Raw genomic sequence first — 13,568 nt, forward strand, 5'->3', positions numbered from 1 at the left:
TTCACGACTCGTAAACGAGATAGATTGGATTGTACGGATCCAGAAAAGCATAGCAAAATCGGGGTGATACACCCGGATTTGGTCCAGTTTCGACCGCAAGCGAACGCAATCGCGGTCGCTCGATGCGCGCTCGTGCCGCTTGTTTGGGCACTACCGATTCGCAGCAGCCGGCGTCGCGGCACCCATCCCGCCATCGGCTGCTACAATGCCGACTACCCAGCGGCCCCTGTCGTAAATTCATTGACCTTCGATAACTTCCAATCGTATTTACTGAGACATTCGATTGAAAGAACTTATCATGCTGACCCTGCGACAGATGCGCTATTTCGATGCACTGGCAACGACACGCCATTTCGGCAGGGCGGCCGAAATGGTCCACATCAGCCAGCCGGCCCTGTCGACGCAGATCATGGAGATGGAAGAGTATCTCGGCGCCAAGCTTGTCGAGCGAACCCGGCAGAGCACCATCCTGACGCCGAAGGGCGAGGAAGTCCTGCACTACGTCCGCGCCATTCTGCATCAGGTCGACCTGCTCGAGCAGACCGCGCGAAAGGGCGGCGGCACGCTTGAAGGACTGATCCGCATCGGGATCATTCCGACGGTTGCCCCCTACCTCGTTCCACAGTTCGTTCCGCATTTGCGTAAGACCTATCCAAGCGTTGAGGTGGAGTTGCGGGAAGCGGTCACAGATCGATTGATGGCGGACCTTTTGACCGGAAAGCTCGACGCCGTGATCGCGGCATTACCGCTCGATATCGAAGGCATCCAGACGCGGCCACTCTTCACCGACCGCTTCTTCATGGCGGTGGCGGATAACGGCGAGGCCGTGCTGACATCCCCGCTGACCGAGCATGAAGTAAATGTCGATCGCCTGCTGCTGCTCGAGGAGGGTCATTGCCTGCGCGACCAGGCGCTCGCCGTCTGCAGCGCCGGCAAGCGCAGCCTGGTCAATTTCGGCGCGACGTCGATGGCGACGCTGCTGCAGATGGTGTCGCACGACATGGGGATGACACTTATCCCCGAAATGGCCATTCCGACCGAGACCAGCCGCAATTCGATCCGTATCGTTCCCTTCACCGATCCACAGCCGTCGCGCGAAATCGGCCTTGCCTGGCGGCGCAGCAACCATCGCGGCAAGGAGATGGAGGCGCTGGCGGAGGCGATCGTTGCCGTCGCCCCTACCCCGCGCGAGCTGCCCGCCTGATCAGCCGAGGTTCTTCTTCAGAAATTCGACCGTCCTCGTCCAGGCAAGGTCGGCGGCCTTCTTGTCGTATCGCGCCGACGACGTATCGTTGTTGAAGGCGTGGTTGACGCCGTCGTAGACGAAGATCTGGAAGTCCTTGCCGTTTTCCTGCAATGCCTTTTTGTAGGCGTCGATGCCGGCGTTGATGCGGTCGTCGAGGCCAGCATAATGCAGCATCAGCGCCGCCTTGATGTTTGGTACATCGGTCGCCTTCGGCTGAGCACCGTAGTAAGCGACGCCGGCCTTCAGGTCCGGTGAGGCAACAGCAAAATCGTTGACGAGCCCTCCGCCCCAGCAGAATCCAATCACACCGACTTTGCCGTTGGAATTATCGAGCTTGCCCAGATAGGTCAGCGTCGCTTCGGCATTCGCGACGGTAGCGGGCCGATCGAGCTTGGCGAACATCTCGCGGGCCTTGTCCTCGTTTTCAGGCGTACCGCCCTGAGGGGAAAGGAAGTCCGAGGCCAAGGCGATGAAGCCCTCCAGCGCCATGCGGCGCGCAACGTCGCGGATGTGCGGGTTCAGGCCGCGGTTCTCGTGGATGACAATCACGGCGCCGAGCTTTCCGGAGGCATCCTTGGGTTCGACGAGGTAGCCTTTCATTTCGCCAGTGCCGCCGGGATAGGTGACGTCCTTGGCCACCAGCCTTTTGTCATCGGCCGAGATCATCTCCGCGCTCGCCTTGTTGGCAGCGAGCATCGGCGCGATGACGGCCGCTGCACCGGCGGAACCGGCCAGTTTCGTCAGCTTGTCCATGAAGTTGCGGCGGTCGAGTGTCAGATGCGTATATTCGTCGTAGGCGTTGATCATCGCCTGCGTGATTTCCGGCTTGTCCATGTGAGGTCTCCCGTTCCCTACCTGTTGGCTTTCACCTGTCGGGGAAGATAGGTCAGTGACCGGTAACGCGGGAACAAAACTGCGTTACTTCAAGCGGTTCAGCCGATCAGCCATTAGGAAAGACCATCCAGATGGCCAGCCAAACCCACATAGCGCCGAGCACCACGTAGCCAGCCCCGAAAAGCGGACTGCGGTAACGGAGGTCATTGCTGGTGACGTGCACGAAGGCGTGCAGATAGCGGAGTGCAACGAAGGCCCAGGCAAGCCCGACGGCGACCAGATTGTCGGCTTCGGTCATGTAGAGGAGGACGCAGCAGGCATAGAACAGCACGGGGAGTTCGAATTGGTTGGCCAAGCAATTCTTGACGACGAGACCTTCCAGCGGCTCGTCGCGATTTTCGCGGTAGTTCGATCGGCGAACCTTGCCCGCCTGAACCAGCTGCCGGCGGCGATAGCCGAGCAGCATGTAGAGCAAATAAACCAAGGCTACGTGGGCGATAATGGGCCAAAACATCTCGTAGCCGGTCATGCTGTCTTTCCTTGCAGTTTTCCGTTTTATTTCCGTGCTGTAGAGGAAAACCGCGAACGCCGCAAATGCCCGCCGCAATTCTGCGACGGGCGAGGCTGGCATCAGACCTGAGCTATGCCACCATCGGCGAAGAGTTCTGCGCCGGTGACGAAGCTCGATTCATCCGAGGCGAGGAACAGAGCGGCGGCGGCGATTTCTTCGGCGCGGCCAACGCGACCCATCGGAACTTGCGAGCCGAGATAGTCGAGAAGACCCTGCTGCTGTGCCTTGTCCTTGCCGGCGAGTTCGACCAGGCCGGTGGTTTCGGTCGGGCCGGGGCTCAGGGTGTTGATGCGGATGCCGCGATCCTTCAGGTCAAGGATCCAGTTGCGTGCGAAGTTGCGGATCGCTGCCTTGGAGGCAGCGTAGACGCTGAAGGCTGGCGTACCGGTCGCGCCAGCGGTCGAGCCGGTTAGAATGACCGACGAGCCGTTGCCGAGCAGCGGCAGCGCCGTCTGCACCGTGAAGAGCACGCCCTTCACATTGCGATTGAACGTGTCGTCGAACTGCTCTTCGGTGATCTGGCCAATCGGCGCGAATGAGCCGCCGCCTGCATTTACGAAGAGAACGTCGATGCGACCGGCTTCGTCCTTCACGCGATTGAAGAGGCGATCGAGATCAGCCTGCTTGGCGGAATCAGCCTGGATGCCGGTGACGTTGCCGCCGATCTCGGCGACGGCCGCCTCGAGCACATCCGCCCGGCGTCCAGTGATGAAGAGGCGCGCGCCTTCGGCAGCGAAACGCTTGGCGGTGGCGAGGCCGATCCCCGATGTCGCGCCTGTGATGACCGCAATCTTCCCGTTCAGTCTCTGTGTCATATCAGTCGTCTCCTTTTGTTCGACTGAGCAGGAGATATGGACGACGCGATCATTTCGGAATAGAAAGGCATGAAATCCATTGTTGCAGAAATGAAATGATGAAGCTGCCGGATTTCGAAGGTCTCGCAATGTTTGCCAAAGTGGCGGAGGAACGGTCGTTCGCCCGCGCCGCGAAGACACTCGGCATCTCCGTGGCAACCGTTTCGCGCGGCGTCGCACGCCTGGAAGAGAGGCTGGGCGCCCGGCTGTTCAATCGCACATCGCGCCAGCTATCGCTAACCGAGTTCGGCCTCCGTCTCGCCGAACGGGCGTCGCGGATCTATACGGATGCCGAGGAAATCGAGAAAGCGGCGCTCGAATTGTCGAGCCGTCCGCGCGGTCTGATCCGGCTGGCGGCGCCGATGACGTTCGGTGTCCACTGGATTGCGCCGATCCTGCCTGACTTCTTCGAGCTTTACCCGGATATCACAATCGACCTTCACATGAGCGACGCGAGCGTCGATCTTGTGGCGGAAGGCTTTGATGCAGCGCTGCGCATCGCGGTCCTGCCCGACTCATCGCTGATCGCCCGGCGGCTCGCGCCGGTTGCCCCGTTCATTCTGGCGTCGCCCGCCTATATTGAGAAATACGGATGCCCGCAGCATCCACGCGAGCTGGCCGCTCACCACTGCCTCGGCTATGCCTATCGCCCGCGACAGGACATTTGGCGCCTGACGAACAAGGCTGGCGACGAGGAATTCGTCACGCCAACCGGTCCGCTCCGGGCGACCAACTCGGAGGCATTGATCCCAATGGCGCTGCGCGGCCTCGGCATCTGCGAACTACCGGAGTTCATGGCCAGCGAATACTTGGCTGACGGGCGTTTGAAGGCGATCCTGACTGATTGGAGCCTGCCGAGCGGTGCACTCTATTTTGTCACGCCATCTGCACGCGCAAGACCGGCAAAGGTCGAGGTGTTGGCGGAGTTCATGGCAGCCCGCCTTACCAATCCGCCCTGGAGGTGGCCGCGATAAGGCTACCGTTCGCCGTCGCCGCGGTGCATGGCTCGAACGATAGCAAAACGGGCGATGATGATCAGGCAGATGGCGAGGCTCGCGAATTTCAGCCGAGTCATCCATGGCAATAGCTCGGCGGCCCGGTCTGCCCAGGCACTGCCGCCAAAGGCAATCAAGCTAGCGATGTTCTCGCCATAGTCCGCAAGACCGTAAACAAAGGGCAGCACATAGATGAGCTTAATGAGGGCAGGACTGATCGGACGCGCAAAATAGGATCCGCCCGGCCGCAACTTCATCAAGACCAGCAAAAGGAGTGCGGTCAGAAGTGCCGGAAAGATCAGCTCGGGACCGGCGTACATGGCCCGCAGCAGACTATTGGCAACATCGTTCTCGCCGAGGAGCCGCTGCATGCGACCGACGGTCAACTCGTCATAGCCGGCGAAATAGATATCGAGAACCGCTTGCCCGGTCTCGTGCTTGAAGGGGACGACAAAGCCGAATGTCGTCCACGCAAGCACACCGATGCAGATGGCCGCGAGCAGCGCGATAATCCAGAGTGGAATACGGCTGCCCGCGTTCATTCTCAGCCGCCAGCGCTCGGATAGTTCGGGCTCTCGCGGGTGATCGTCACGTCATGCGGATGGCTTTCGCGAAGACCGGCACCCGAGATGCGCACGAAGGTCGCGCGCTCCTGGAAGTCCTTGATGTCCTTGCCACCGACATAGCCCATCGCCGCCTTGAGGCCGCCTGCGAGCTGGTGCAGGACGCCGGATACTGGACCCTTGTAGGGAACCTGGCCTTCGATGCCTTCAGGCACGAGCTTCAGCGTGTCACGCACTTCCGCCTGGAAGTAACGGTCTGCCGAGCCGCGCGCCATGGCGCCGACGGAGCCCATGCCGCGATAGGCTTTGAAGGAACGGCCTTGGTAGAGATAGACTTCGCCGGGGCTTTCATCGGTGCCTGCAAGCAGCGAGCCGATCATCACGGCGGAGGCGCCTGACGCGATCGCCTTGGCGACGTCGCCGGAGAACTTGATGCCGCCGTCGGCGATGACAGGGATATCCTGCGCCCGTGCTGCCTCGACGGCCGACATGATGGCGGCGAGCTGCGGGACGCCGACACCGGCAACGATGCGCGTGGTGCAGATCGAGCCCGGGCCAATACCGACCTTGACGGCATCCGCACCGGCATCGATCAACGCCTTGGTACCATCAGATGTGGCGACGTTGCCGGCCATGACCCGCACGGAGTTGGAGAGTTTCTTCACGCGCGCCACGGCATTCAGAACGCCCTGCGAATGGCCATGCGCGGTATCGACAACGAGAAGGTCGACTCCGGCTTCGATCAGGCGCTCGGCGCGCTCGAAACCATCGTCACCGACGCCGACGGCGGCGGCGGCCCGCAGGCGACCCTGCGCATCCTTCGATGCATTCGGGTTCAGCTGCGACTTTTCGATATCCTTGACGGTGATGAGGCCAACGCAACGGCCCTCGCCATCGACCACCAGCAGCTTCTCGATGCGATGAGCGTGCAGCAGGCGCTTGGCTTCCTGCTGGTCGACGCTTTCCTTGACGGTGACGAGGTTCTCTCGCGTCATCAGCTCGTAGATCTTCTGGCTCGGATCGGAGGCGAAGCGAACGTCGCGGTTCGTCAGAATGCCGACGAGACGGCCGGTCTTTTCGACGACGGGAATGCCGGAGATGCTGTGGATCTTCATCAAGGCGAGCGCGTCGGCGAGCGTCGCGTCGGGGCCGATCGTCACCGGGTTGACGACCATGCCGCTTTCGAACTTCTTGACCTGGCGGACCTGCTCGGCCTGCTCGGCCGGCGTCAGGTTCTTGTGGATGACACCGAGGCCGCCGGCCTGCGCCATGGCGATCGCGAGACGGCTTTCCGTGACAGTGTCCATGGCTGAAGAGATGATCGGAATGTTCAGCTCGAAGTCGGTCGCGATGCGGGTTGCGACGCTCGTCTGACCGGGCAGAACCTCGGAATGACCGGGCTGCAGGAGCACATCATCGAAGGTGAGTGCGTCCAAACCGGTTGGCGTTTCTATGATGCGAGCCATGGCCAATTTCCTTCAATTAAGAAAAATGCAACGCCTCCCGGAACGAATCGTCCGCACCGGCGGTGTGCAAGGGTTGCTTTGGAAGTTGGCGAGGGCTGGTAACACGTCTATGACAGGAAGGGAATAGCAAAAAGCCCGGCGTGTCCGCCGGGCCCGGTATGGCTGCCATGCAGCGACTTCACAGGTCGAACTGGTAGGTCTTCGGAACGAAGCGATAGCCGTCCTCGTAGGTCTCGACGAAGCCGACCGACGGGAACGGCATGTGGTAGCCGACAAAGGCGATCTTCTCGGCGGCGATCATGCCGAACACCTTGCGACGGGTGGCAGCGGCCTGGGCCTTGTCCATATCGAAACGAACCTCCCAATCCGGCTTCTGCAGCGACAGGATATAGTGGTTGGCGGTGTCGCCTGTTGCCACCAGGCGCTTGCCCTCGGATTCGACGTGGAAAACCATGTGACCCTGCGTGTGACCCGGTGCCAGCATCGCGGTAATGCCGCTTGTGACGGTGCCGCCGTCGCCAATGAACGTCGCCTTTTCGGCAAGGGGCACCACGTTGGCGAGAACCGCCTTGTGGCCGCCTTCGGCCGGCGTGCCCTCGCGGGCCTTGTCGGTCCAGAAGTCATATTCGATCTGGCCGATGACGTAGCGCGCATTCTTGAAGGCCGGAGCCCCGCCTTCCATCAGCCCGCCGATATGGTCGCCATGCAGGTGGGTGAGCGCGACCACAGTGATGTCGTCGGGCGAATAGCCAGCCGCCTTCAGGCCATCGCGAAGCTGGCCATTGCCTCGCGCACGGCCGCCTTCGCCAAAGCCGGTATCAACAAGGATGACGTCCGAGCCGGTATCGATCAACGTCGGCGCATAGGAATTGACGAACTTCTCGGTCGGCAGGAAATTCTTCGCGAGCAGTTCCTGGACAGTTTCCGGTTTCTGATTGGTCCCGAATGTCTCGTAGGGCTTTTCACCAACATTGGCGCCGTCCTTAAAGACGGTAAACTTATAGGAGCCGAGCTTGAATTGATTGAACTGGGGCTGCGTCGTCGCATCCATCTTGGTCTTGTCTCCGCTTGCGGCCCTTGCGGCCGTCTCTGTCAAAATCATCGGCGCCGCCAGCAGGCCGATGCCCGCTGCAAATAAGGTGCGCCGTTTCATCCCCGACGGTACTGCCATATCCCATCCTTCCAATAGCGTTCGACATCGTTGCCGCCCAGCCCCCAAATAGCGAACCGCTGCCATCTTTCTTGCAGCTGGCCGAAACGAACATATGTCAATCTTGACCGTTGAAATTGCTGAGCAAGCAGTCTCACGCAGACGTGATGCAAACGTGTTTCAGAAGCGGAATGAGGGGTTGGCAGAGGTCTTCCCGAGGACTACAGAGCACAGGCCCCCAGACGCCTTCGCAAGACCCTCAAGGCATTCGCGCATGAACCGCATTGTTCCGCTGATCCTCGCCGTCGCTCTCTTCATGGAGCAGATGGACTCCACCGTCATATCAACCGCCCTCCCCGCCATCGCCAACGACCTCCATGTCGGGCCGATCACGCTGAAGCTGGCGCTGACCTCCTACATGGTATCGCTCGCTGTCTTCATTCCGATCAGCGGATGGATGGCTGACAGGTTCGGCGCCAAGCGCATCTTTCGCCTTGCCATCTGCGTCTTCGTCGTCGGCTCCATCTTCTGCGCGATCTCGTCCGGCCTGATCGAGTTCGTGGTCGCCCGCTTCCTACAGGGCATGGGCGGCGCGATGATGACGCCGGTCGGCCGCCTGGTGCTGGTGCGGACGACGAAGAAAAGCGAGCTCGTCTCGGCGATGGCGCTGCTGACCATCCCGGCATTGGTCGGCCCCTTGGCCGGACCGCCACTCGGCGGCTTCATCACCACCTATTTTACCTGGCACTGGATCTTCCTGATCAATGTGCCGGTCGGCATCATCGGCGTCTGGCTCGCGACAATCTTCCTGCCGGAGGTGGAAGCGACCGCGCCGCCAAAGCTTGACGTGACGGGTTTCGTGCTGACATCGTTTTCGGCGGCCGGCGTGGTCTTCGGCCTCTCGGTCGTCAGCCTGCCGGCTCTGCCGCCTGTGATCGGCATCACGGCGACGGCAATCGGTCTCATCTGCGGTTTTCTCTATGTACGCCATGCCAAACGGCATCCAGCGCCGATCCTCAATTTGAACCTCTTCAAAAACCCGACTTTCCGGGCATCGACCACCGGCGGCACACTGTTTCGCATCTGCATCGGCGCAATGCCCTTCCTGACACCGCTGATGCTGCAGCTCGGCTTCGGTCTGACGCCGTTCCAATCCGGCCTCATCACCTTTGCCGGCGCGATCGGCGCGATCACCACCAAGTTCATGGCGCGCCGCGTCTTTGCGGCGGCAGGCTTCCGCACGACGCTGCTTTCGGCAGCGGGCGTCACGACGATTGTGACGGTGGTGACGGGCTTCTTCACGCCGCAAACACCGCACCTGGTCATCATCGCCGTCCTTCTTGTCGGCGGCTTCTCGCGCTCGTTCTTCTTCACGGGCGTCAATGCGCTGGCCTTTGCCGACATCGAAGATGCGCAGGCGAGCCAGGCTACCTCCATGAGTTCGGTGATGCAGCAGATTAGCCTGGCGCTTGGTGTCGCGGTTGCCGCGGCAATCCTCGAGACCTCGATCTATTTCCGCGGCGAGGCACTGCAGGTGGCCGACTTCCACATCGCCTTCTATGTCATCGCGGTCCTGACGGTCGTGGCAACGATCCCTTTCATCCGGATGGACAAGAGCGCCGGGGCGGTCGTCTCCGGCCACCGGGTAAAGCGCATCTCCCCAGCAACAATCGAGGCCGCACAGCAAGCGGTGAAGTAAGGGCTATTCCGGAGTTTCGCAGACAGCGCTCAGCTTGTTGCCGTCCGGATCTCGAACGTAGGCGGCATAGAAATTGGCATGGAACGGCCGCAATCCCGGCGCGCCTTCGTCGACGCCGCCTGCGGCCAGTGCCGCAGCGTGGAACGCATCCACATCCGCTCGGCGTTCGGCATGCAGCGCGACCATAGAACCATTGCCGTTGGAGGCCCGCCGGCGATTGAACGGGGTGACGACCCAGAGCCGGCAGCGGGTGTCGCCATCTGCGGCGTAGCCGATCTCTTCTTCGGAATAGCGTTGACGGCGGTAACCGAGCACTGGCAGGACGATGTCGTAAAACCGCCTCGCCTGATCGATATCATTGGTTCCGAGGGTAACGTATAGGAGCATGGTAGCCGGGCATTCCAGGTCTGGGGGCATCGATCATCACTCAAGACCAGCCCAAAGATCAAGCTTCCGAAATATCTGGTTCGGGTTGCCGTCCCTTGAAGCCCTTCGCCAGCAGGAACATTTCGACCGACTCCGCACGCGACGACGGCGGCTTGACGTGAACTACCTGCTTGAAATGCCGCTTCAGCATGTTGAGAAGATCGCGCTCCGTGCCGCCCTGGAAGGTCTTCGCCAGGAAGTGGCCGCCCTCACCCAGGACTTGGACGGCAAAGTGGGCCGCGACTTCGCAGAGATGCATGGTACGCAAATGGTCGGTGCGGTGGTGGCCGGTCGTCGGCGCCGCCATGTCCGAGATCACCACATCCGGCGTGCCGCCGACCGCCTCGATCAGCTGCGCCGGCGCCGACGGATCCAGGAAATCGAGTTGCAGGATCTTCACGCCCGGCAGCTGATCCATCTCCAGGAAGTCGATCGCCGCGACGCGGATATCTTCGTCCGTGGAGCCTGTGACCTTGGCGGCGATCTGCGACCAGCTCCCCGGTGCGGCACCGAGGTCGATGATGCGGCGGGCGCCCTTCAGAATGTTGTGCTTCTCGTCGATCTCTAGCAGCTTGAAGGCGGCGCGGGCGCGATAGCCTTCCAGCTGGGCACGCTGCACATAGGGATCGTTGATGTGGCGCTGCAGCCATTGCCGCGACGACGCCTTCATCTTCTTGTTCTTGACGCGCTGACCGAGTTTGCGGCCGGTGCGGTTGCCCGCAATGGTTGGCTTCGCCATGCTTGTCCCCTATTTGCCGCGCTGACCGCGGCGGTTGCGGTGGCGCCGCCAGACGCCGTCATCCGCCATCATGTCCGTCAGCAGGCCTTCCCTCAAGCCGCGATCGGCAACACGCATACGGGGGCTCGGCCAGCGACGGCGGATCGCTTCGAGAATGGCGCAACCGGCCAACACCAGGTCGGCGCGATCCGGCCCGATGCAGGGATTGGCGGCGCGGCTGGCGAAATCCCACGACAGAAGCTTGGCCTGCATAGCCGAGACCTCGTCGTCGGAAAGCCAGATACCATCGACCTTGCGCCGGTCGTAGCGCGGCAGATCGAGGTGAACGCCGGCCAACGTCGTCACCGTTCCTGATGTGCCGATGAGATGGAAGTCACCGGCATGACCGATGTCGATCGCAGGGCAATCGAAGCGCTCAAGCATGCCCTCCACCTCCACGACCATTCCTTCAAAGACGTCCGGCGTGACATCCCGCCCGCCGTGACGCTCCGAAAGCGTCACGACGCCGACGGGAAGCGAGGTCCAATGCGTGATGTGATTGGCGAGGCGATTGAAGCGGCTATCGCCGATGCGGATGACCGCGATTTCGGAGGAGCCGCCGCCGATATCGAAGAGGACAACCGACCGTGTCTCCCGACCGACCAGAGACGAGCAGCCGGAAACGGCGAGCCGCGCTTCCGTCTCCCTATCGATAATCTCGAGTTCGAGGCCGGTCTCGGCCACAACGCGCTCGAGAAACTGGGCGCCGTTGACCGCCTGCCGGCAGGCCTCGGTGGCGATCAGCCGCATCCGGCGGATTTCACGGCTTTTCAGCTTGGAAGCGCAGACGCGCAGCGCATCGACCGCCCGATCCATCGCATCGTCGGAGAGCCGACCACTTGCCGCCAATCCTTCGCCGAGGCGCACGATCCGCGAAAAGGCATCGACGACGCGAAACTGGCCGGGCCGCGTCGGCTGCGCGATCAACAGGCGGCAATTGTTGGTGCCGAGATCGAGAGCGGCATAGAGCTCGTCCGGCCACGGATGTTCGCCGTGATTGCGGTACCCATTTTCGGCCTGCCGCGGCGCCCGATTCTCGTTCTGACCTATCCGCGATTCAGCGGTGTCGCTCCCTTGGGTCGCCTGCTGCGGCTGAGCTGGACGTCCGACCGGCTTCTCATGCACCAGGGGACGTCCCTGCAGACCGCGTTTGCCGCGATGCTTGCGGCGATTGCGGCGGCTCGGTACCGACTCGCTGTCAACGCGAGCTGCTTGCGCTGCGATGGCGGAAACTTCGTTGCTTTGACGATGTTGTTGCGCGGCTTCGCCTGAGGCGCCTATACCACGACGGCGACGCTTTCGCTTGCGCGCCGCGTTGCCGGCTTCGATTGGGCGTGCCGCCTCTCCGGTCTCGCCTGAGAGGACATGCTGAGCGGACTGGTTCGCGCTGCGGGATTGCCCGCCACGCTTGCCCTTGCGGCGCCTGGACTTCTTGCCGTCCTTGCGCCCTGCCGCCAACGCCCCGTTACCTTGCGGCCCTTGGCCGCCTTCGGGGTCTTCCACGTTCTTTTTCCATCGCACCGCGCAAGTCCAGAAGGTATGCAGCAGGCGCTCATTCGATTTTGCGTTGCCGCGAAGATACCAGCGCATCGCGAAATCACCAAATTCTTTTTGGCAGTTGCGAAATAAGCCAACTTTTTGAGATCAAAACCCGCTGCAAAATCCCTGGTCATTTTTTTCGAAACAGGTATTTGCAATCCGCCAGCTTTTGTTTATAAGCGCCGCACACCAGCGGAGCCGCTTCGAGCGCCGCAGCTGCTGGGGAATAGTTCAATGGTAGAACAGCGGACTCTGACTCCGTCGATCTTGGTTCGAATCCAGGTTCCCCAGCCAATTCTCCACTTTGCTGCGTGCCGATCTCCCTCTGACCTTAGTCCCGGCAGCCCTACCACCTCCCACGGTAACTTGATTTCGCTTTGAATTCCCCTGCGCAATGCTATTTACATGGCTGGTTTCCACACCGGGGGCGACGATGGCGAAGGAGTTTGGACGGAGCATCGGTCGATTTGTGGGGTTGGAGCAACCTCGCACCCTTTCCACGCGCTTTTTGCAACTGGCGGAAGTTACCGGCGGTCGATTGCGCTGGAATGAACCGGAAAACGAAGCTCCGGTCCGCATGGAACGGAGCAACGGCTACTTGATCTGCCTCCAGCGGCGCTATCTCGCCGAGTATCCCTATTGGGTCAATGACAGACCAATGCCCGCGATGCCGCTCAATGCCGGGCAGTTTCTTTTCCTTGACCTCAACGAGGAACATGCCTCGCTGACTCGTGGAGCTGTCGACTGTGTGTCCATGTATGCGTCGCATGAGGCATTGCAGCAGTTCCACGACGAGCACGATCTGGGGTCGGTCGGGTCGCTCCGCACCGCCAGCGGCGTGGCCTTCGATGATGGCGTGATCAGAAATCTGGGCGAATGCCTGGTAACCGCTTTCGAGCAGCAGGAGACTGCGACTCAGCTTTTTGCTGATGGCATTGCGCTGGCTCTGTTGACGCACATCAGCGTTGCGTATGCCGAGCGGCCTGCGGTCGTACATGCGATCCGTGGGGGACTGGCGCAGTGGCAAGAGCGTCGGGCGAAGGAGATGCTGCTGGCGAACCTCGACGGCAAGATCGGTCTTGGGGAACTCGCTCGCGGGTGTGGCCTGTCACGCAGCCATTTCGCACGCGAATTCAAGGCCACGACGGGCCTGCCGCCGCTTCAGTGGTTGCAGGCGCAGCGGATAGAACGAGCAAAAAATCTACTTCTGAAGCCTTCCGTGCCGATCGAATTGATCGCCCATCAATGCGGTTTTACCGATCAGAGCCACTTCACGCGTAGCTTTTCCAAGGCGGTTGGTGTCACACCCGGCTCGTGGCGGCGCCTTCGCAGCCTCTAGGCAAGCTCCATCCGACACGGTCCCGTCGGGCCACGGCGCTTTATTGCAAGGTAGCACTGGCATACAAAAAACAGCACTCTGTGCACTGGTCTGCGAGCAATCGGCAGA

At 61.3% G+C, this 13,568-nt stretch carries 13 protein-coding genes and 1 tRNA gene; 5 read left to right on the forward strand and 9 right to left on the reverse strand.

The features are described from left to right. Positions 1–298 precede the first annotated feature (298 nt). A complete protein-coding gene (locus FHT76_RS12035; RefSeq protein ID WP_259185615.1) occupies positions 299–1,204 on the forward strand; it encodes a hydrogen peroxide-inducible genes activator in 906 nt (301 codons plus the stop codon). Here FHT76_RS12035 and FHT76_RS12040 read toward each other — a convergent pair whose 3' ends face one another. The 3 genes from FHT76_RS12040 to FHT76_RS12050 all read right to left on the reverse strand — a co-directional run bounded on the left by FHT76_RS12040 (position 1,205) and on the right by FHT76_RS12050 (position 3,466). After that, positions 1,205–2,080: a dienelactone hydrolase family protein gene (locus FHT76_RS12040; protein ID WP_259185605.1), complete on the reverse strand. Its 876-nt coding sequence runs from the start codon at positions 2,078–2,080 to the stop codon at positions 1,205–1,207. A gap of 106 nt (positions 2,081–2,186) precedes the next feature. Then, the gene (locus tag FHT76_RS12045) at positions 2,187–2,609 is read right to left on the reverse strand and encodes an MAPEG family protein (protein WP_183860097.1); all 423 of its coding nucleotides are present in this window, start codon (positions 2,607–2,609) and stop codon (positions 2,187–2,189) included. A gap of 101 nt (positions 2,610–2,710) precedes the next feature. Beyond that, on the reverse strand, positions 2,711–3,466 hold the full coding sequence (locus FHT76_RS12050) for an SDR family oxidoreductase (RefSeq protein ID WP_183860099.1): 756 nt from the start codon (positions 3,464–3,466) through the stop codon (positions 2,711–2,713). Positions 3,467–3,561: 95 nt separating this feature from the next. Between FHT76_RS12050 and FHT76_RS12055 the strand changes: the two genes are divergently transcribed. Then, the gene (locus tag FHT76_RS12055; protein ID WP_183860100.1) at positions 3,562–4,479 is read left to right on the forward strand and encodes a LysR family transcriptional regulator; all 918 of its coding nucleotides are present in this window, start codon (positions 3,562–3,564) and stop codon (positions 4,477–4,479) included. Between the two features lie 2 nt (positions 4,480–4,481). Here the strand turns inward: FHT76_RS12055 and FHT76_RS12060 are convergent, their stop codons facing one another. The 3 genes from FHT76_RS12060 to FHT76_RS12070 form a co-directional block, all read right to left on the reverse strand. Further along, positions 4,482–5,042, reverse strand: a complete 561-nt coding sequence (locus FHT76_RS12060) for a hypothetical protein (RefSeq protein WP_183860102.1) — start codon at positions 5,040–5,042, stop codon at positions 4,482–4,484. A gap of 2 nt (positions 5,043–5,044) precedes the next feature. Then, positions 5,045–6,529: an IMP dehydrogenase gene (gene guaB, locus FHT76_RS12065; protein WP_183860104.1), complete on the reverse strand. Its 1,485-nt coding sequence runs from the start codon at positions 6,527–6,529 to the stop codon at positions 5,045–5,047. 178 nt (positions 6,530–6,707) lie between these two features. After that, positions 6,708–7,700: an MBL fold metallo-hydrolase gene (locus tag FHT76_RS12070; RefSeq protein WP_183860106.1), complete on the reverse strand. Its 993-nt coding sequence runs from the start codon at positions 7,698–7,700 to the stop codon at positions 6,708–6,710. 253 nt (positions 7,701–7,953) lie between these two features. Here FHT76_RS12070 and FHT76_RS12075 point away from each other — a divergent pair, with 253 nt between their 5' ends. Then, positions 7,954–9,378, forward strand: coding sequence for an MFS transporter (locus FHT76_RS12075; RefSeq protein WP_183860108.1), 1,425 nt, complete (start codon positions 7,954–7,956; stop codon positions 9,376–9,378). 3 nt (positions 9,379–9,381) lie between these two features. On the opposite strand, the gene FHT76_RS12080 is transcribed toward FHT76_RS12075, so the two are convergent. From FHT76_RS12080 to FHT76_RS12090, 3 genes are read right to left on the reverse strand one after another with little or no spacing between them, the layout of a single operon-like run. Next, on the reverse strand, positions 9,382–9,765 hold the full coding sequence (locus FHT76_RS12080) for a VOC family protein (RefSeq protein ID WP_183752531.1): 384 nt from the start codon (positions 9,763–9,765) through the stop codon (positions 9,382–9,384). Positions 9,766–9,823: 58 nt separating this feature from the next. Further along, positions 9,824–10,543 carry an RlmE family RNA methyltransferase gene (locus FHT76_RS12085; protein ID WP_183860109.1) on the reverse strand — a complete coding sequence of 240 codons (720 nt, stop codon included), beginning with the start codon at positions 10,541–10,543 and terminating at the stop codon, positions 9,824–9,826. A 9-nt stretch (positions 10,544–10,552) separates the two neighbouring features. Then, positions 10,553–12,085 (reverse strand): Ppx/GppA phosphatase family protein, encoded by a 1,533-nt coding sequence (locus tag FHT76_RS12090; RefSeq protein ID WP_183860111.1) that lies wholly within the window; start codon positions 12,083–12,085, stop codon positions 10,553–10,555. Positions 12,086–12,341: 256 nt separating this feature from the next. On the opposite strand from FHT76_RS12090, the gene FHT76_RS12095 reads away from it, so the two are divergent. Both FHT76_RS12095 and FHT76_RS12100 read left to right on the forward strand, forming a co-directional pair. Next, positions 12,342–12,415: transfer RNA gene (locus FHT76_RS12095), tRNA-Gln, on the forward strand. Positions 12,416–12,554: 139 nt separating this feature from the next. Beyond that, positions 12,555–13,460, forward strand: coding sequence for an AraC family transcriptional regulator (locus FHT76_RS12100; RefSeq protein WP_246712553.1), 906 nt, complete (start codon positions 12,555–12,557; stop codon positions 13,458–13,460). The last annotated feature ends 108 nt before the right edge of the window (positions 13,461–13,568 follow it).

The organism is Rhizobium sp. BK176 (assembly GCF_024808055.1).